The 16,904-nt window shown below is 69.0% G+C and carries 19 protein-coding genes; 14 read left to right on the top strand and 5 right to left on the bottom strand.

The features are described from left to right. Nucleotides 1-319: 319 nt before the first annotated feature. The 13 genes from nifA (at nucleotide 320) to ACWPN5_RS04705 (ending at nucleotide 11,337) form a co-directional block, all read left to right on the top strand. Nucleotides 320-2,200 carry a nif-specific transcriptional activator NifA gene (gene nifA, locus ACWPN5_RS04765; protein ID WP_200477602.1) on the top strand — a complete coding sequence of 627 codons (1,881 nt, stop codon included), beginning with the start codon at nucleotides 320-322 and terminating at the stop codon, nucleotides 2,198-2,200. 121 nt (nucleotides 2,201-2,321) lie between these two features. Next, a complete protein-coding gene (locus ACWPN5_RS04760) occupies nucleotides 2,322-3,212 on the top strand; it encodes an adenylate/guanylate cyclase domain-containing protein (protein ID WP_145689089.1) in 891 nt (296 codons plus the stop codon). A 379-nt stretch (nucleotides 3,213-3,591) separates the two neighbouring features. Then, nucleotides 3,592-5,148, top strand: a complete 1,557-nt coding sequence (gene nifB, locus ACWPN5_RS04755) for a nitrogenase cofactor biosynthesis protein NifB (RefSeq protein ID WP_492294517.1) — start codon at nucleotides 3,592-3,594, stop codon at nucleotides 5,146-5,148. A 79-nt stretch (nucleotides 5,149-5,227) separates the two neighbouring features. Then, a complete protein-coding gene (locus ACWPN5_RS04750) occupies nucleotides 5,228-5,419 on the top strand; it encodes a 4Fe-4S binding protein (protein ID WP_014239802.1) in 192 nt (63 codons plus the stop codon). A gap of 44 nt (nucleotides 5,420-5,463) precedes the next feature. After that, nucleotides 5,464-6,012, top strand: a complete 549-nt coding sequence (locus ACWPN5_RS04745) for a hypothetical protein (RefSeq protein ID WP_492294515.1) — start codon at nucleotides 5,464-5,466, stop codon at nucleotides 6,010-6,012. After that, entirely contained in the window at nucleotides 6,009-6,782 is a 774-nt protein-coding gene (locus ACWPN5_RS04740) for a 4Fe4S-binding leucine-rich repeat protein (protein ID WP_145689087.1), read from the top strand. The genes ACWPN5_RS04745 and ACWPN5_RS04740 overlap by 4 nt, the downstream gene beginning before the upstream one ends. Before the next feature lie 24 nt (nucleotides 6,783-6,806). Continuing rightward, on the top strand, nucleotides 6,807-7,103 hold the full coding sequence (locus tag ACWPN5_RS04735) for a nitrogen fixation protein NifZ (protein WP_114860847.1): 297 nt from the start codon (nucleotides 6,807-6,809) through the stop codon (nucleotides 7,101-7,103). A gap of 23 nt (nucleotides 7,104-7,126) precedes the next feature. Next, on the top strand, nucleotides 7,127-7,438 hold the full coding sequence (locus tag ACWPN5_RS04730; RefSeq protein WP_014239798.1) for a nitrogen fixation protein NifZ: 312 nt from the start codon (nucleotides 7,127-7,129) through the stop codon (nucleotides 7,436-7,438). Between the two features lie 34 nt (nucleotides 7,439-7,472). Next, nucleotides 7,473-8,624 carry a cysteine desulfurase family protein gene (locus ACWPN5_RS04725; protein WP_492294512.1) on the top strand — a complete coding sequence of 384 codons (1,152 nt, stop codon included), beginning with the start codon at nucleotides 7,473-7,475 and terminating at the stop codon, nucleotides 8,622-8,624. A gap of 41 nt (nucleotides 8,625-8,665) precedes the next feature. Next, entirely contained in the window at nucleotides 8,666-8,875 is a 210-nt protein-coding gene (gene nifT, locus ACWPN5_RS04720; RefSeq protein ID WP_035672252.1) for a putative nitrogen fixation protein NifT, read from the top strand. Between the two features lie 5 nt (nucleotides 8,876-8,880). After that, nucleotides 8,881-9,165, top strand: coding sequence for a DUF6129 family protein (locus tag ACWPN5_RS04715; RefSeq protein WP_103040295.1), 285 nt, complete (start codon nucleotides 8,881-8,883; stop codon nucleotides 9,163-9,165). A gap of 14 nt (nucleotides 9,166-9,179) precedes the next feature. Beyond that, nucleotides 9,180-10,370, top strand: a complete 1,191-nt coding sequence (locus tag ACWPN5_RS04710; RefSeq protein ID WP_492294510.1) for a DegT/DnrJ/EryC1/StrS family aminotransferase — start codon at nucleotides 9,180-9,182, stop codon at nucleotides 10,368-10,370. An 88-nt stretch (nucleotides 10,371-10,458) separates the two neighbouring features. Beyond that, nucleotides 10,459-11,337, top strand: coding sequence for an SIR2 family protein (locus ACWPN5_RS04705; protein ID WP_200477597.1), 879 nt, complete (start codon nucleotides 10,459-10,461; stop codon nucleotides 11,335-11,337). A gap of 56 nt (nucleotides 11,338-11,393) precedes the next feature. Here ACWPN5_RS04705 and ACWPN5_RS04700 read toward each other — a convergent pair whose 3' ends face one another. From ACWPN5_RS04700 to ACWPN5_RS04680, 5 genes are all read right to left on the bottom strand, one after another. Next, complete coding sequence (locus ACWPN5_RS04700; RefSeq protein ID WP_014239794.1) at nucleotides 11,394-12,020, bottom strand: FMN-dependent NADH-azoreductase; 627 nt, start codon at nucleotides 12,018-12,020, stop codon at nucleotides 11,394-11,396. Nucleotides 12,021-12,169: 149 nt separating this feature from the next. Next, nucleotides 12,170-12,937 (bottom strand): class II glutamine amidotransferase, encoded by a 768-nt coding sequence (locus ACWPN5_RS04695; protein WP_456522571.1) that lies wholly within the window; start codon nucleotides 12,935-12,937, stop codon nucleotides 12,170-12,172. A gap of 75 nt (nucleotides 12,938-13,012) precedes the next feature. Then, complete coding sequence (locus tag ACWPN5_RS04690; RefSeq protein ID WP_200477595.1) at nucleotides 13,013-13,441, bottom strand: ArsC/Spx/MgsR family protein; 429 nt, start codon at nucleotides 13,439-13,441, stop codon at nucleotides 13,013-13,015. Between the two features lie 8 nt (nucleotides 13,442-13,449). Next, complete coding sequence (draG, locus tag ACWPN5_RS04685) at nucleotides 13,450-14,343, bottom strand: ADP-ribosyl-[dinitrogen reductase] hydrolase (protein WP_200477594.1); 894 nt, start codon at nucleotides 14,341-14,343, stop codon at nucleotides 13,450-13,452. Nucleotides 14,344-14,370: 27 nt separating this feature from the next. Continuing rightward, nucleotides 14,371-15,258 carry an NAD(+)--dinitrogen-reductase ADP-D-ribosyltransferase gene (locus ACWPN5_RS04680; protein ID WP_492294506.1) on the bottom strand — a complete coding sequence of 296 codons (888 nt, stop codon included), beginning with the start codon at nucleotides 15,256-15,258 and terminating at the stop codon, nucleotides 14,371-14,373. Nucleotides 15,259-15,513: 255 nt separating this feature from the next. Here ACWPN5_RS04680 and ACWPN5_RS04675 point away from each other — a divergent pair, with 255 nt between their 5' ends. Beyond that, nucleotides 15,514-16,839, top strand: coding sequence for a hypothetical protein (locus ACWPN5_RS04675; protein WP_247888748.1), 1,326 nt, complete (start codon nucleotides 15,514-15,516; stop codon nucleotides 16,837-16,839). Nucleotides 16,840-16,904: the final 65 nt, after the last annotated feature.

Raw genomic sequence — 16,904 nt, 5'->3', positions numbered from 1 at the left:
TGTTTTCCGGTAGAAATTCCAGTTTTCTCAAGGGTTGCGCCGTTCTGCCGCAGCCATAAGTCATTGTGCGCCGCAGCAACTGATATGCAAAAGGGCTTGCCTTTCGACCGAGAGTTTCCGAAACTTTCGACAGTCCGCAGCGCGAACGGCTTGTCACGGAAGCACGCGCGGCGGGCGCACCGGTGGTCAAAGGCGCCGATCCGCAACGAGCGCACACCCCACCCCGGGAGGAACGGTTCAAGGCGCCGTGCCGGGATCGCATCGACGAGCGCGCCAATGCGCGACGTCCGGAGTCCCGGTTGAGCAGGGGGTGTCGATCATGCCGGGTGCAATGCGCCAGTCCACGTCGAACCTGGAACTGCTGACCATCTATGAGGTCAGCAAGATCCTCGGTTCCTCTCTCGACCTCCAGCAGACCCTGCGCGAGGTGCTTCGCGCGCTGGCCTACCAGCTGCAGATGCACCGCGGGCGCGTCTATCTGGTCGGCGAAGACAATGTGCTGCGTCTCGTGGCCGCGAACGGCCTGTCGAACGAGGCCGCGGCGCAGATCGAATTCCGCGACGGAGAAGGCATCACCGGCCGCATCCTCAAGACCGGCATGCCCGCCGTCGTCCCCAATCTGGCGGAGGAACCGCTGTTCCTGAACCGCACCGGCGGGCGCGAGGACCTGGACGAGCAGGTGGCCTCGCTGGTCGGCGTGCCGATCAAGGCGGCGGGGGTGGTCGTCGGCGTGCTGACCATCGACCGCATTTCCGACGAGGGGCCGCAGGGCCATTTCGGCAGCGACGTGCGCTTCCTGACCATGGTCGCCAACCTGATCGGCCAGACCGTGCGGCTGCACCGCACCGTGGCCGAGGAACGCCGCTTCATGATGCGGGAGACCTTCCGCATGCAGAAGGAACTGCGCCCCATCGCCGCCCCGATCAACGACGTGGTCTGCACCAGCCCCAACATGCTGGAGGTGATGGCCCAGGTCCATCGGGTGGCGCCCTTCAAGTCCACCGTGCTGATCCGCGGCGAGAGCGGCACCGGCAAGGAGCTGATCGCGCGGGCCATCCACAACATGTCGCCGCGCAAGGACGCCCCCTTCATCCGCGTCAACTGCGCCGCCCTGCCGGAATCGCTCCTGGAATCGGAGCTGTTCGGCCATGAGAAGGGCGCCTTCACCGGCGCGCAGAAGGACCACAAGGGCCGGTTCGAGCTGGCGTCGGGCGGCACGCTGTTCCTCGACGAGATCGGCGACATCTCCCCCAACTTCCAGGCCAAGCTGCTGCGCGTGCTGCAGGAGCAGGAGTTCGAGCGGGTCGGCGGGTCCAAGACCATCAAGACCGACGTCCGCCTGATCTGCGCCACCAACCTGAACCTGGAGGAAGCGGTCGGCCACGGCAAGTTCCGCGCCGACCTGTATTTCCGCATCAACGTGGTCACCATCCACCTGCCGCCGCTGCGCGAGCGCCGCCAGGACATCGGCCCGCTGGCCCGCCATTTCGTGGCGAAGTTCGCCAAGGACAACGGTATGGCTCTCGTCATGGAGGACGAGGCGCTGGAAATCCTGAACCGCTGCACTTGGCCCGGCAACGTGCGCGAGTTGGAGAACTGTATCGAGCGCGCGGCCACCCAGTCGCGCGACGGCATCATCCGCACCGAGTCCCTGTCCTGCAGCCTCAACCTCTGCAACTCCTCGGTGCTGTTCCAGTACCGCACGCTGGGCGCGTCGGTCGGCGGGCTCGCCCCGTCCATGGGGCCGGGGGCTGTCAACCGCGTTCCTCCGGGACGTCCCGGCGGTCCGGCACCGGCCAACGCGCCAAAGGCTCCGGCCATGCCGGCCCCGGTGCCGGAACCGGCGGGCGCCGGCGGTGCGTGGCCGGCCTGCGCGTCGGGCTGTTCCGCCGGTCCGTCGCCGGTCTGCGGCGCCGCCCAGCCGGTGGTTCCGGTCCCCCTGATCCCGCTGCCCTTGCCCGAGCCGAGCGCGCCCGCCGCCGCGGCTCCCGCACCCGCGACGGCGTCCGCCGCCGCTCCGCCGACTGCCGCCGAGGTGCCGCTGGACGAGCCGGAGTCGGGATCGCTGCGCGACCGCCTGCTCTGGGCGATGGAGCGCACCGGCTGGGTGCAGGCCAAGGCCGCCCGCCTGCTCGGCATGACGACCCGTCAGGTGAGCTACGCCCTGCGCAAGTACAACATCGAGATCAAGCGCTTCTGACGATGGCCTCATCACCCGGCGCCCTTCTCCCCGCAGGGCTCAGGGACTGAGGCTGTGCAACCGGGACAGGTGTTCGAGGGTATGCTAACCTCCTCGCACTCTCCCCGGTTGCTGCGGATTTATGGAAAAGCCCCTCGCGCTCCTCTTCGTGGACATCGCCGACAGCACGCTGCTCTATGAGTTGGCGGGCGACCGCAAGGCGGCGGCGCTGACCCAGCGCGTGCTGGAGGGCCTGCGCCGGATCGTCGGGGAGAACGACGGCACGGTGGTGAAAAGCCTTGGCGACGGGCTGTTGGCCTGCTTCCCCCTGAGCGACGGCGCCACCCGCGCCGCGCTCGCCATGATGGAGCGGCAGGCCGATTTCGGGCTTCGCCTGCGCGCCGGGCTGCATTTCGGCCCGGTGATCGCCGGCCCCGGCGACCTCTACGGCGACGCCTGCAACGTCACCGCCCGGCTGGAATCCATCGCCCGCCCCGGCGAAATCCTGGCGACCGACGATCTGGTCGACCGCCTCTCCCCGCCCCTGCGGACGCGGGCCCGCCTTCTGAACAGCGTCGCGGTGAAGGGAAAGGCTGCCCCGGTGCGCGTCCACCAGATCCGCGACGGCGATGCCGCGCCGGAGGCCGAGGACAACGCCACCGTCGCCTTCACCACATCGATCCCCGGCAGCGGGCGCGGCCTGCCGTCCCTGCGCCTGTCCGGACGCGGCGCCGAGGCGACTCTGACTCCGCTGCTGGCGCGGATCACGGTGGGGCGCGACGAGAACTGCGGCCTGCGCATCCACTCCCGCCGGACCTCGCGCCAGCACGCGGTGATCGACTTCAGCCGCGGCGGCTTCCTGCTGACCGACCATTCGACCAACGGCACCTTCATTCGCACCGGCGACTCCCCATCCCTGCTGTTGCGCCGCGATTCGACCAAGCTGACCGGCGGAGGGCTCATCGGCTTCGGCGGAGAGCCGCTGCGGCCGGACGAGGACCATGTCCTGACCTTCCAGGTCGGGAGCGCGTGATCACCCCCCTCATCATAGGGCAGTGCAGTCGGCCTCTTAACCCTCTCCCCTCTGGGGAGAGGGTGGCCCAGAGGGCCGGTGAGGGGGTTGCGCGTGGCGATACGTCCGGCAAAGGCGCAACCCTCTCACCCTAACCCTCTCCCCAGGGGCGTAGGGGATTTTAGACACACCCCCTACCCCCGTGTCGGGTCCCCGACAGGCGGCGTGTTTGTCGGCCATTGTTTGGCTTTGTCCGCCTTTGTCGGATTGCCGACATGGCCACACGCCCGACACATCACCATAACCCATTGAAACTCCACAAATCACCCGATTGGCCCCGAACTTGCTTTTAACGACCAGACCAAGGGCGCCGACGGCGCGGCTGGGAAGGGAGTGGACGATGGCCAACGTTATTTCGCTCGACAGCATCCTGGGCGTGGGTGAGCTGAAGGCCCCCGCCGAGGCGCCGCCCGCCGCCGCCTCCGGCTGCGCGTCCTCCTCCTGCGGGTCTTCGGACGGCCCGGCCGACATGGCGCCGGAGGTGTGGGAGAAGGTGAAGAACCACCCCTGCTACTCCGAGGAGGCGCATCACTATTTCGCCCGCATGCACGTCGCGGTGGCGCCGGCCTGCAACATCCAGTGCAACTACTGCAACCGCAAATACGACTGCTCGAACGAGAGCCGGCCGGGCGTGGTCTCCGAGAAGCTGACCCCCGATCAGGCGCTCCGCAAGATCATGGCGGTGGCCAAGGAAATCCCGCAGCTCTCCGTCATCGGCATCGCCGGCCCCGGCGACAGCCTGGCGGCGGGCGGCAAGAACACCTTCAAGACCTTCGAGATGCTGGCGAAGAAGGCGCCGGACCTGAAGCTGTGCCTGTCCACCAACGGTCTGGCCCTGCCCGACCATGTGGACACCATCGCGAACTACAACATCGACCACGTCACGATCACCATCAACATGGTCGATCCCGAGGTCGGGCAGCACATCTACCCCTGGATCTTCCACGACCACAAGCGCTGGACCGGCCTGGACGCCGCCAAGATCCTGCACGAGCGCCAGATGCTCGGGCTGGAGATGCTGACGTCGCGCGGCATCCTGGTGAAGGTGAACTCCGTCATGATCCCGGGGATCAACGACGAGCACCTGATGGACGTGAACAAGGCGGTGAAGTCGCGCGGCGCCTTCCTGCACAACATCATGCCGCTGATCTCCGACCCGGCGCACGGCACGCATTTCGGCCTGACCGGCCAGCGCGGCCCGACCGCGCAGGAGCTGAAGGTCCTGCAGGACCAGTGCGAGGGCGGGGCCAAGCTGATGCGCCACTGCCGCCAGTGCCGCGCCGACGCGGTCGGCCTGCTGGGCGAGGATCGCGGGTCCGAATTCACCATCGACCAGATCGAGGCGATGGGCGAGGTGGAGTACGACCAGGAGGCCGCCCGCACCTACCGCGAGCATGTCGAGGGCGAGCGCGCCGGGCGTCACGCCGCCAAGGCCGCAGCACAGGCCGACGTCGCCGAGACGGTCGGCACCGAAGTGCAGCCGATCCTGATCGCCGTCGCCACCAAGGGCGGCGAGCGCATCAACGAGCATTTCGGTCACGCCAAGGAATTCCAGATCTACGAGGTCGGTCCGAAGGGCGCTAAGTTCGTCGGCCACCGCCGCGTCGACCAGTATTGCGAAGGCGGCTCGGGCGACGAGGACGCGCTCGGCGGCGTGCTGTCGGCGATCAACGACTGCACCGCGGTCTTCGTCGCCAAGATCGGCGGCTGCCCGTCGCAGAACCTCAAGGACGCTGGCATCGAACCGGTTGACCGCTTCGCCTTCGAATACATCGAGGAGTCGGCATTGACCTACTTCAAGGACTACGCCGAGCGTCTCGGCCAAGGTGCGATCAACGCTCGCGAGGGGCAGGACGCGGTGATCCGCACCGGCGCCTTCACCGCCCTGCGCGCCTGATACCCAAGAGACCGACCAGAACACACGGATTTACCCGGCGGCCCACCGCAACAGCCGCCCCACCTGCAAGGAGAGTGTCATGGCTTACAAGATCAAGGCTTCCGACTGCACCGCCTGCGGCGCCTGCGAGGCCGAGTGCCCGAACAACGCCATCAGCTTCAAGAAGGGCGCCTACGCCATCAACGCGGACCTGTGCACCGAGTGCAAGGGCCAGTTCTCTAGCCCGCAATGCGCCTCGGTCTGCCCGGCCGACTGCTGCGTCCCGGCCTGATCGCCCGAAACCCCTCTCCCGTCCCATCACGGGAGAGGGTGTCCATGGAGCGCACCGCCATGCTGGACGAGGTGGATGAAGGCTGGCTCAACCGCCGTTACTACGGCGGCGACCTGCCGCCCGAGGCGGAGCGGTTCCTGCATCTCGCCGCCGCCAGCCACGCCGACGCCGAGGCGGCGGAGCGTTACCTCGCCCGCGCCGCCGAGCTGGCGCCGGGGCACCGGCTGGTCGATCTCGGCCATTACAAGTTCCACTTCTACAAGGCGAACCTGGACACCGCCCTGCTCTACGGCGAGCGGATGCTCGGCCACGCCATGGCGGCCATCGGCCTGAACCATGCCGACTGGCGCATGGTTGGCAACGATCACGCGGACTTCGCGGGTCTGGAGCCGGCCCCGCGCCTGTTCCTGTTCGCCCTGACCGCGGTCGGCTACCTGCATCTGCGCCTGGGCCGTCTGGCCGAAGGACGCGAGGCCCTGAACAAGGTCCGGGACCTGGACCCGAAGGACCGCTTCGGAACCACCCGCCTGCTCGCCGCCGCCGACCGTCATGAAACCGGCCAAGACGAAGCCGGTCCGGAGGACGACGCATGAGCGACGACATCGACAAGGCGCTGGACTGGCTGGGCAACCCCGTCGATTGCGACGGCTGCGCCTATCGCGACCGTCTGGCCGAGGGCCGCTGCGAACCGTTGCGCGCCTGCGTGCAGGATCGCTACGCCAAACGCATCCAGCGCTTCTTCCAATGGAACGACGATCTGGCGGGAGAGCATCTCGACCATCCCTATTTCGAGGTCCGCGCCAACGCCGCCCGCTTCGCGCCGATCTTCATCGTGCCGCGGCTGATGGACGATCCGGACGAGACGGTGCGCGCCGCCGTCGCCCGCCGCCTGCCCCGCCGCCTGCTGCTGAAGATGCGCGGCGACCCCGACCGCGAGGTGCGCATCGCCGTCGCCTCCCGGCTGGAAGACGCCGACCTCTCGCCGTTGATGCGCGACCCCGACTATTCCGTGCGCCTGCGCGTCGCCCGCCGCGTGCCGGAGGGCATGCTGCCGGCGATGATGCACGACGAGGACCCGGAAATCCGGCTGGAGGTCGCCAACCGCATCGGGCTGGAATGGCTGATGAGCATGGCCTGGGACGACAGCGCCCGCGTGCGCATGGTCGTCGCCCGCCGCCTGCCTCCGGAAAAGCTGGCCGCCCTGATCCGCGACGCCGACTGGTGCGTGCGCTTCGTCGTCGCCAGCCGGCTGCCGCCCGAAGACCTCGCCCCGCTGACCGAAGACCCGGTGGACGACGTCCGCACCGTGGCGCAGAAGCGCCGCGCCGGACTGCCCGCCACCGGAGACCTGATCCCCGACTGACGCACCCGCACCAAGGAGCACCGAATGCGCGAGCGCGCCCGCGATCCGAACGAGACGATCGAGCTGGAAGACCGCCCCGCCTTCGAGGAGGGCCAGAAGGTCCGCGCCCTTCGCGACGTGCGCAACGACGGCACCTACCCCGGACGCCCGATGGGCGACTTCCTGATCCGCACCGGGGACATCGGCTATGTGAAGTCGATCGGCACCTACTTGCAGATGTATTACATCTACGGCGTCGATTTTTACGAGAAGCGCATCATCGTCGGCATGCGCGCCAAGGAACTCGAACTGGTCGACGCCCGCTGCAACGACCCGCAATGACCTTCCCGCCTGAGGAGCACGCGATGAGCGACGCCGTCACCGAAGCGAAGAAACCCGGCTTCATCCCGCCCCGCGAGCCGCTCTACGACTGGGGCCTGATGGTCACCGCCGCGGTGGACCTGCACAACGACGGCAGCCACCCCAACGCCGAGGATGGCGCGCTGCTGGCTCCCAAGGGCACGCCCGGCACCATCGTGCGCATCGGCCACGCCGAGGGCACCCAGATCCCCGTCTATCTGGTGGAGTTCCCGGCCGGCGTCGTCGTCGGCTGCCTGGAGGAGGAGATCACGCCCGCCGACGGCCGCCGCCGCGGCGTCCCCGGCGTGATGGACTGACCGCCCCCTCCGTGCCACGGCCTGCGATGGACCCATGATCTATCTCGACAACAACGCGACGACCCCGCTGGCGCCCGAGGTGCGGGAGGCGATGCTGCCGCACCTGTCCGGGGAGTTCGGCAACCCCTCCAGCCCGCACGCCGCCGGCATGGCCGCCAAGCGGGCGGTGGGCGAGGCGCGCGCCCGGGTGGCGGCGCTGGTCGGCGCGAAGGCGGCTGACATCCTCTTCACCGCCAGCGCGACGGAGGCCAACCACACGGCCCTGCTCGGCACGCTGCGCGCGCTGGCCGCCGAGCGTCCGGAGCGCCGCCACATCGTCACCACGGCGATCGAGCATCCCTCAACGCTGATGCTGGCGAAGGATCTGGAACGGCAGGGCTGGCGGGTCACCGTCCTGCCGGTGGACGGCACCGGCACCATCGCGCTCGCCGACCTGCGCGACGCGGTGACGCCCGACACGGCGCTGGTCTCCGTCCTATGGGCGAACAACGAGACCGGGGCGATCCAGCCGGTCGGCGCCGCCGCCGACATCGCCCAGGCGCGCGGCGCCCTGTTCCACACCGACGCGGTGCAGGCCGCCGGGCGGCTGCCCATCAAGGTCGACGCGGTGAACGCCGACCTGCTGACCCTGTCCGCCCACAAGATGCACGGGCCGAAGGGCATCGGCGCCCTCTTCATCCGCAAGGGCGTGCCCTTCGCCCCGCTGATTCACGGCCATCAGGAGCGCCACCGCCGCGGCGGGACCGAGAATGTGCCGGCCATCGTCGGCTTCGGCGTCGCCGCCGGCCGCGCCGCCACCAGCGTGGCGGAGGCCGGCGGCATGGCGATCCTGCGCGACCGGCTGGAGCGCGGCGTTCTTGCCGCCTGGCCGGGCAGCCGGGTCAACGGCGAGGGGGCTGACCGCCTGTCCAACACCAGCAACATCCGTTTCGCCGACCCGCAGGGCCGCCCGCTGGACGCGGAGGAGTTGCTGATGCGGCTCGACCGCGCCGGCATCGCCGTCTCCATGGGGGCGGCCTGCGCGTCCGGCGGCAACGAGCCGAGCCACGTCCTGACCGCCATGGGCCTGTCCCCGGCGGAGGCCGCGGCCAGCCTGCGCTTCTCCCTCAGCCGCTACAGCACGGCGGCGGAGGTGGAATCGGTCCTCAACGAGTTTCCCGCGCTCTACGCGCGGATGGCGGCCTGACACCCGCGAGTGCCCAAAACGAACGACGACTGGAGAGTGACATGAAGGTGATGGTGCGCAAGGCCGGTGAGCAATACACGATCTACGTCGCCAAGAAGGACCTGGAGGAGCCCATCACCGAGATGGAGAAGCCGGGCCTGTGGGGCGGCTGGGTCAAGGTCGCCAACGGCTGGACGCTCGACCTGCCGGAGATGCCGGCGGACACCCGCCTGCCCATCACCGTCGAAGCCAAGAAGCGCGGCGCGGAGTGACCGTCATGGCCCTGTCCCCGGAACGGATCGACGCCATCGCCGCCCTGGCCGGCGGCCTCTTCGCGGACGGCACCCGGCTCGACGCCGTGGTCCGCGCCGTGCGCGAGGCGAACCCGGACCTGTCCAACGTCACCGGGGCGCACGCCGCGGTGATGGCGGAGGACGCCTTCCGGGAGGAGCCCGGCTTCAACCTCTACCTCGTGGACGGCACCAACCATTGCTGGCTCATCACCAACAAGCCGGAGACGGCGACCGGCGTGGTGATCGCGCAACGGGACGAGGACGATTGAATAAGGATCGCGGAATGACGATGCCCCCGGACAACTCGGCCGAAGACGACGCGGAGCTTGGCGACTACATCCCGCTGATCGACCCGGACATTTCGGAAGCGGAGGTGGCGGTCATCAGCCGCATCCTCACCTCCGGCAGCCTCTGTGACGGGCGGATGACGGAGGGGTTCGAGCAGGCCTTCGCCGCCTGGCTCGGCCGCGCCCACGCGGTCGCGGTGTCCAGCGGCACCATCGCCATGCTGATGGTGCTCAAGGCCTACGGCATCGGACCGGGGGACGAGGTTCTCTGCTCCCCCTTCGGCTGGCATCAGGTGCAGCACGCCATCGCGCTGGCCGGCGCCGAGCCGGTCTTCGTCGACATCGACTACTGGCAGCACACCATCAACCCGGCGAAGGCCGAGGCCAGGATCACGCCGCGGACCAAGGCCATCCTCGCCGGCAACGTCAACGGCCACCCCGCCCACTGGGACGAGCTGCGCGCGCTCGCCACCGACAAGGGGCTGATCCTGATCGAGGATTCGACCGAGGCCATCGGCTCCTCCTACAAGGGGAAGCTGGTCGGCAGCTTCGGCGACTGCGCGGTCTTCGACTTTTCCGAACCCGGCGTGCTGGTGACGGGCGAAGGCGGGATGATCGTCACCGACGACCGCAACCTCGCCCACCAGCTCCGCTACCTGCGCCGGCGCGAGATGGAACACCGCAACACGGTGGTCATCACCCGGACCATCCCCTTCCAGGCGGGCATGAGCAACCTGACCGCCGCGCTCGGCCTCGTCCAGTTGAAGCGCCTGCCGGAAATCCTGGCGAAGCGCCGGGCGGTGGTCGCCCACTACGAGGCGGCCATGGCCTCCTTCGAGGGCATCAAGCCGCCCTACAAGGGGCCGGGCGCCGACGACGTGCACCCGATGGTCTACGCCGTCCACCTCGGCACCCGCTTCACCGCGTCGGGGCGCAAGGCGGTGCTGGAGGACTTGGCGACGCACGACGTCGAGGCGTCGGACTACGGGCAGGCGCTCTACACCCAGCAATATTACCAGGAGCGCGGCGCCAGCCGGGCCGACTGCCCGGTCTGCCAGAAGACGGTCGACCGCGTGCTGGCCCTGCCGCTGCACCACAAGGTCACCGCCGACGAGGTACAGTTCATCGTGGACACGCTGAAGGACGCCACCGTCAACACGGGTGCGGGCGCGGCGATCTATTTGTAAGCAATTTTCCCTCCCCTGCGCCATTCCCCTCCCCCGCCCAGCGGGGGAGGGTCAGGGAGGGGGCAAACGCCAGCCGAACGGGGTTAGCATGACCGACACCGCCGTCATCGACAGCACGGACACCGACACCATCATCGCGGAGATCGCCGCGGCGCTGAAGGCGCGGGGCGTGGTGCCCTATCTCGGGCCGGGCGCCTTCGCGCTGCTGCCGGAGGCCGACTGCCCGATCCCGCGCACCTCGCTGGAACTGGCGCAGCGGCTGAACGCCAAGGTCGCCGCACCGGGCCGCATCCGCAGCCAGCTGACCGCCGTCGCCCAGTTCATCGAATCGCGCCGTCACCGCAAGACACTGGACGGCATCCTGAACGAGATCTTCAAGCGCGAGGTTCCGGCCACGCCGGTCCACGCGTGGCTGGCCACCCTGCCCGCCCCGCCGATGATCGTCGATGTCTGGTACGACAACACGCTGGAAAGCCTGCTGACCGCCGATGCGGGGCGGAGCTGGGGCCAGATCCAGGGCCTGTCCCACCCGCAGGGCGTCGGCGAATGGGTGAAATACTACGCGCCCGGCGGCGCGGAGGTCGAAGCCGCCGCGGCGTCGGGCTGGGAGACCCTGCTCTACAAGCCGTCGGGCAGCGCCGCCCCGGCCGGGAACTACCTGATTTCCGACAGCGACTTCGTCGAGATCCTGACGGAGATCGACATCCAGACGCCGATTCCCGCCGTCGTGCAGGAACGCCGGGCGGGCCGGAGTTTCCTCTATCTCGGCTGCCGCTTCGATCAGGAAATCCAGCGCACCTTCGCCCGCCAGATCGCCAAGCGCTCGTCGGACAAGCACTGGGCGGTGATCGAGGGCGAGTTGTCGAAGAACGAGGCGCGCTTCCTGGAGCTGCAGAACATCACCCGCCTCGATCTGCCTCTGGGCGAGGCCATCCGGCGGATCAGCGAGGCGATGGGAGCCAATTAAAGCGAGCGCATCGCGAAGCTCCCCTCTCCCCTCTGGGGAGAGGGGACAGTCACCCCTTACGCCGCGACCGGGGTCGCCAGGGCGTCGATCTCCTGCTGGGCGGCGGCCAGCGCCTTGGCGCGGGCGTCCGGACCCATGCCGACGCCCTCGGCGCGGATCACCGTCACGTCGGTGACGCCCAGGAAGCCCAGCACCGTGCGCAGGAAGGCCTCCTGGTGGTCCAGCGCGCTCATCGCGGCGTTGGTCGAATAGACGCCGCCGCGGGTCGAGGCGATGTAGACCTTCTTGCCGCCGGCCAGACCGACCGGGCCCGTCTCGGTGTAGCGGAAGGTGCGGCCCGCCTGGGCGATGCGGTCGATCCAGGCCTTGAGCTGGGTCGGGACCGTGAAGTTGTACATCGGGGCGCCGATCACCACGACATCGGCGGCCAGGAACTCATCGACCAGCGCGTCGGTCAGGGCCAGCTCCTCCTGCTGGCGGGCGGTCAGGCCCTCCAGGTTGCGGAACTTCACCACCTGCATCAGTTCGCCGGTCAGGTGGTCCGGCGGGGCGACGGTCAGGTCGCGGACGGACACCTCGGCGTCCGGCGTCGCCTGGCGCAGCGCCGCGACGATGGAGGCGGTGAGCTGGCGCGAAACGGAGGCGTCGCCCAGCGGGCTGGAGTCGATGCGAAGGATCTTCATGGTCACGTCTTCCTGTCCGGGAAGCGGGGCGCCGGTCCGGCACCGTCACCGCTTCGGTTTGTCTCGGAAGTGACCATAAGCCCGCTTACGCCAATCGATTGAGCCTCGATTTTGCCAATCTTCGTTGCATGGATCAGAACAATCCCCGGTCAGCGCACCCGATTGCCGCCCTTGAACACGACCATCTCGCCGCCCTTCATGACGGTCCAATCCTCGTCGCGGGTCAGGGGACGGGTGGCGACCACCGTCACCACGTCGTCGGGCGTCGTCTCCTTGGCAAAATCGACGCTCATGTCCTCGTCGATCAGCGTCGCCGGGCCGAAGGGGGCCTTCCGCGTCAGCCAGGCGAGGTTGGTCGCGCAATGGCACCACAGGTACCGCCCGTCGCTGAGCAGCATGTTGAAGACGCCCAGCGTGCCGAGGTCGGTGGCGAGGTCGCGGATCAGCCGCATCAGGGCGCCGCTGCTCTTGGGCGGTTCCGGATACTGCATGCGGATCTGGTCGAGCAGCCAGCAGAAGGCGTGCTCGCTGTCCGTCGTCCCGACCGGCTCGTAGAAGGTCAGCGTCCGCTCCTTGATGCCCTTGAGCTGGCCGTTGTGGGCGAAGGTCCAGACGCGGCCCCACAGCTCCCGCGTGAAGGGGTGGGTGTTCTCCAGCGACACCCGGCCGCGGTTGGCGCGCCGGATGTGGGAGATCACCACGCAGGACTTGATCGAATAGCTGCTGACCAGCCGCGCGATCTCCGACTCGCAGCTCGGCGCCGGGTCGTGGAAGGCGCGGCAGCCCTTCCCCTCGTAGAAGGCGATGCCCCAGCCGTCGCGGTGCGGACCGGTCTGCCCGCCGCGGCGCATCAGGCCGCGAAAGCTGAAGCAGATGTCCGTGGGCACGTTGGCGCTCATGCCCAGGAGTTCGCACATGGATCGGCCCCCATCGCAGGATTGTCGGGTATCAGACAGGACGGGGGCAAACCTACGACAGTCCGGGTTGTCCCGTCACCCCTTTGCGGGTGGTGGGCAGGGCGGCATCCCGGCGCGGGCGCAGCCTTCCAGCTTGCCCTCCGGCGCCCCGGCGGCCAGCCCGATCCAGGCGTCCACCCGCTCCGCCTCGAAGCCGCAGTCGCGGCGGTCGCCCACCTGCATCAGCGGGCGGCGGATCAACAGCGGCGTCGTCAGCATCAGCGCCAGGGCCGAGGCCTCGTCCAGCGCGTCCGGATCGACCTCCCCGCTCTTCACGGCCGGGGCGGCGCGGTTGAACCACTCGGCCACCGGGCGGTCGCCGAAGAAGGGGCGCAGACTGGCCGCCGTCCAGGGCTCCGACAGCAGGTCGCGGGCGTGGACGGTGTGCCCGGCCTCCGCCAGCAGCGCCTTCTGGCGGTTGTTGCCGGCGCAGCCGGGCTTTTCGAAGAAGATCACGTCGGCCATGGTCGCAATCACCCCTGCTTGAGCGCTGGGGAGCGGGCGAGCAGCCCGTCCACCTGGGCGCAGATTTCGTTGTAGACGGCGCGGTCGAGCTTGCGCAGCCAACGCGGCGGGATGGTCTCCACCCCGTAGGTGGCGCCGGCCAGCATGCCGGCGATGGCGCCGGTGGTGTCGGCGTCGCCGCCCTGGTTGACGGTCTCGACGACGCAGGACTCCACGGAATCGGTCTGGAAATAGTAATGCATGACCGTCTGCATCGTATCGACGATGTAGGCGGTGGCGAGGCCCCGGTAGGGCTGGAACTTGAACTGCCGGTGCTTCGCGATGAGCTTGTTCGACTCGTCGCGCACGTCGCGCACATCGCCGCCCAGCACCAGACGGCGCACCATGTGGCCGAGCGTCAGGGTCGCCGCGTCGGACATGGCGTTGCAATGGGTGATGTGCGCCTGCTCCACCGTCCAACGCTCGAAGGCGTCGTCGTCGCCCAGCGTCGCCAGGGCGACCGGCAGGTTGCGCATCGCCGCCCCGTTGCCGGCGTGATACTCGCTCTCCGCCTCCGAGAGGGTGCCGTTCATGATGAAGCGGCGGATGCCGCGCCGTGTCGTGTCCCCGACATCGACGGGAACGCCCTTCAGCCAGACGGCGAACTCCTCCGCGGCGCGGCGGGCGTCCCACTCCGGGGCGGCCAGGATGGCGCGGCCGAGATGGATCGACATCTCGGTGTCGTCGGTCACCTGCCCGGCGGCCAGCTTCAGCCAGCCGCCGCCCTTGATGTGCTTGTGCACGCCGTATTGGTGGGCGATCTCGCCCTTTGTCAGAAACTCGACGGTAGCGCCCAGCGCGTCGCCGCAGGCCAGCCCGAGATAGGCGCCCAGCGCGCGCGAGCGGATGGAATGGTCAGTCATGGGCCGGATCTGTCCCGTGATCGGTTGTCAGAGAAGCGACACCCCCACCCTGTAGTCCCCGCCGACGACCAGATATTCGCCCTCCCCCTTGAAAGGGTAACGGGGCAGGATGTCGCGGAAGAAGACCACCTTGGTGAGCGGCACCCAGGTTTCGAGGATGTAGTCCCCGAACTGGCCGGCGATGTCGCGCTCGATGGAAAAGGAGCTGAGGTTGTTGAGGCGCAGAACCGCCGTGCGCTTGTCGGGGCGCGCGACGATGTGGTGCTCCTCGAAGTCGTTGACGCCGCGGTAGAGCCGGATGTGGCTGGCGCGGGACGGCATCGGCGCGTCCGGCCAGCCGCGGCGCATCCACCACTGGCAATATTCGTACAGCAGGTCGAGCTGCAGGTTGATGTTGTTGTTGTGGAAGCGGGTGGCGACCTTCTCCTCGCCGTAGATCCGCCACGCGTCGGAGGCGAAACGGAGGATCGGTTCCTTGTGATAGGTGGGCAGCAGGCCGAACCGGCTCTCCACCCAGCCCTTCAGAACCGCGCCCTCGGCGTTGTTGCTGTCGAACAGCCAGCCCTTCAGCAGGCGCAGGTAGCTGGCGCGGTAGCGCCGCCGCCCGTCCGCGCCCTCGGCCCCGGAAAAGTCCGGGTTCAGCCCGAAGGTGAAGGCCATGTAGTGCTGGAAGACGTCGGCGGCGATCAGGCTGTTCGGGCTCTCGTCGAGCGCCTCGAACAGCACGGCGTGCTCGCTGCGGGTGCCGCCGATGCGCAGACGCCGCGGCTCGTCGTTGAAAGCCTCCGCGCACAGCGCTTCCGCCGTCACGTTCAACAGATTGGTGCGGTGCGCCTTCAGCGCGAGCGGCGAATCCGGATCGATCAGCCGCCCCCGCGCATCCCTCAAGCCACCGCTCGCCGAACCGTCCGCCATCGCGCTCTCAAATCCACAATTCTTTCATGGATACCGCGAACCGGTGCGTCCGCCAAGGGCCGCGTCACCGCGGGGCGCGGCCATCAACTCCGCAATACATTTCGAATTCAAAAACAATTCTATTAAACAACCACAGTAACTTTTGGCTTACTCCAAATATCTTAAAAATATCCGTTTGAACGAGTGACTGAACCACACCATAGTTGATCAAACAGGTTTCAGAGCACCGCAAGACGAGGCAAGGCCATGTGGCCGATGAAGCGAAAGGAACAGGAGACGCGCAACCGGGCGGCACAGCCCCCGCGCGTTCTTCTTCCTTCCGCCGTCTCGGAAAAGATGCCGATGCGCGCGGGCCGGGCGCCGGTTCCGCTGCGCGGCGCCAAGGAGGCCCGCGACGCCGTGACGCTCGTCCGGCTGCTGCGCGGCACCATCACCCCGCTGCGCGGCGACGAGGTGCTGGCCCTGCTGGAGCCCCACCGCCCGCGTCTGGTGCCAAAGCCGGTCAACCCGCTCGCCGCCATGCTCGGCCAGCCGCAGGGCCGACTGCTGGAGGCGCTGCTGCGCCCCACGGCGCCGATCATCCTGGACGTCCTGCTGCCCCGCCTGCGCGACCATCTGATCGACCGCGTCGTCCACAACAAGGGTGGCGCCGAGGACGGGCTGCCCGGCGCGCTGGAGGTGGCCACCGCCCTGCGCGCCCTGGTCGCCCTGCTGCGCGGCGCCGGGCGCGGCGCCGTGCTGTCGGTGGTCTCGGCCATCGAGGCGGCCGCCCGCGCCGACGCCGACCGGCTGGTCCGCGGCGAGGCGCCGGCGATGGGCGCGGAGGACGACGCGGCGGGCGCCACCGCCGGCGCCATGGACAGCCTCGCCCACGCCCTGCTGCGCTTCGAGGCGCGGCGGCTGATGCTGGAGACGCTGGGCGCCACCATCGCCCTGCGCGACGTCGTCTATCAGTCGCGCCGCCTGACCCGCCACGCCCTGCGTCGGGCGGCGGAGGCCATGGACGGCTTCGGCGCCGACCGCGGCATCAAGGCGCTGCACGCCAGCCTCGCCACGCTGGCCTCGGTGGACGGGTTGCTCGTCGTCGCGATGCGGAACCTCGACGACCAGGAGGAGCACCGCGAGGAGGCCAACGCGTTTGTCGAGCCCGCCGACCGCAAGGCGATGAACGATTGTCTGTCGGCGGCGTGGCGGCTTTCCGACACGCTGTTCGATCTTGTCGGAAAGGCCGCCAACGGCGGCGACCTGGACGAGCTGCTGTTCGAGGCGCTGCTGCGCCAGCTCCGCTCCCTGCACCAGTTCTGCACCGACCTCGACCATGCCGGGCGCCCGCCGGTGCTCGACACGCTGGAGCGCCGTCTGGCCGAGCGCAGCCGCGCGCTGGCCGGCATCGCCGGTGAGCGCCTCGTCGGTATCCTGCTGGCCCGTCCCGCCGACCCGGCCAAGGCGCGCCGCCTGCTCGCCCGCGGCCAGTCGCTGGCCCAGCTTCTCTATGACATGGGCCAGGACGGCGACGAGTTGGAGGCGCTGGCGCTGCGCCTCGTCGTCGCCCGCGACGCGCTGAACCACGCCGCCGCCTGACGGCGCGAAGGCGCCGATCGGGCGCCATTCCACCATCCCTTCCAATTCATTGCGAGAGACCCGAC

Source organism: Azospirillum sp. UENF 211521, assembly GCF_058780535.1.
Note: the sequence above shows the minus strand (reverse complement) of the source record. Positions and strands in the feature narration are given on the sequence as shown.

Bases quoted from the DNA above. Each gene is read 5' to 3' on its own strand.
- ACWPN5_RS04705 (WP_200477597.1), top strand. From the start codon at position 10,459: ATGACCGACACCGCCGTCATCGACAGCACGGACACCGACACCATCATC.
- ACWPN5_RS04730 (WP_014239798.1), top strand. From the start codon at position 7,127: ATGAGCGACGCCGTCACCGAAGCGAAGAAACCCGGCTTCATCCCGCCC.
- ACWPN5_RS04745 (WP_492294515.1), top strand. From the start codon at position 5,464: ATGGAGCGCACCGCCATGCTGGACGAGGTGGATGAAGGCTGGCTCAAC.
- ACWPN5_RS04735 (WP_114860847.1), top strand. From the start codon at position 6,807: ATGCGCGAGCGCGCCCGCGATCCGAACGAGACGATCGAGCTGGAAGAC.
- ACWPN5_RS04760 (WP_145689089.1), top strand. From the start codon at position 2,322: ATGGAAAAGCCCCTCGCGCTCCTCTTCGTGGACATCGCCGACAGCACG.
- nifA (WP_200477602.1), top strand. From the start codon at position 320: ATGCCGGGTGCAATGCGCCAGTCCACGTCGAACCTGGAACTGCTGACC.
- ACWPN5_RS04740 (WP_145689087.1), top strand. From the start codon at position 6,009: ATGAGCGACGACATCGACAAGGCGCTGGACTGGCTGGGCAACCCCGTC.
- nifT (WP_035672252.1), top strand. From the start codon at position 8,666: ATGAAGGTGATGGTGCGCAAGGCCGGTGAGCAATACACGATCTACGTC.
- ACWPN5_RS04710 (WP_492294510.1), top strand. From the start codon at position 9,180: ATGACGATGCCCCCGGACAACTCGGCCGAAGACGACGCGGAGCTTGGC.
- ACWPN5_RS04680 (WP_492294506.1), bottom strand. From the start codon at position 15,258: ATGGCGGACGGTTCGGCGAGCGGTGGCTTGAGGGATGCGCGGGGGCGG.
- draG (WP_200477594.1), bottom strand. From the start codon at position 14,343: ATGACTGACCATTCCATCCGCTCGCGCGCGCTGGGCGCCTATCTCGGG.
- nifB (WP_492294517.1), top strand. From the start codon at position 3,592: ATGGCCAACGTTATTTCGCTCGACAGCATCCTGGGCGTGGGTGAGCTG.
- ACWPN5_RS04675 (WP_247888748.1), top strand. From the start codon at position 15,514: ATGAAGCGAAAGGAACAGGAGACGCGCAACCGGGCGGCACAGCCCCCG.
- ACWPN5_RS04750 (WP_014239802.1), top strand. From the start codon at position 5,228: ATGGCTTACAAGATCAAGGCTTCCGACTGCACCGCCTGCGGCGCCTGC.
- ACWPN5_RS04725 (WP_492294512.1), top strand. From the start codon at position 7,473: ATGATCTATCTCGACAACAACGCGACGACCCCGCTGGCGCCCGAGGTG.
- ACWPN5_RS04695 (WP_456522571.1), bottom strand. From the start codon at position 12,937: ATGTGCGAACTCCTGGGCATGAGCGCCAACGTGCCCACGGACATCTGC.
- ACWPN5_RS04690 (WP_200477595.1), bottom strand. From the start codon at position 13,441: ATGGCCGACGTGATCTTCTTCGAAAAGCCCGGCTGCGCCGGCAACAAC.
- ACWPN5_RS04700 (WP_014239794.1), bottom strand. From the start codon at position 12,020: ATGAAGATCCTTCGCATCGACTCCAGCCCGCTGGGCGACGCCTCCGTT.
- ACWPN5_RS04715 (WP_103040295.1), top strand. From the start codon at position 8,881: ATGGCCCTGTCCCCGGAACGGATCGACGCCATCGCCGCCCTGGCCGGC.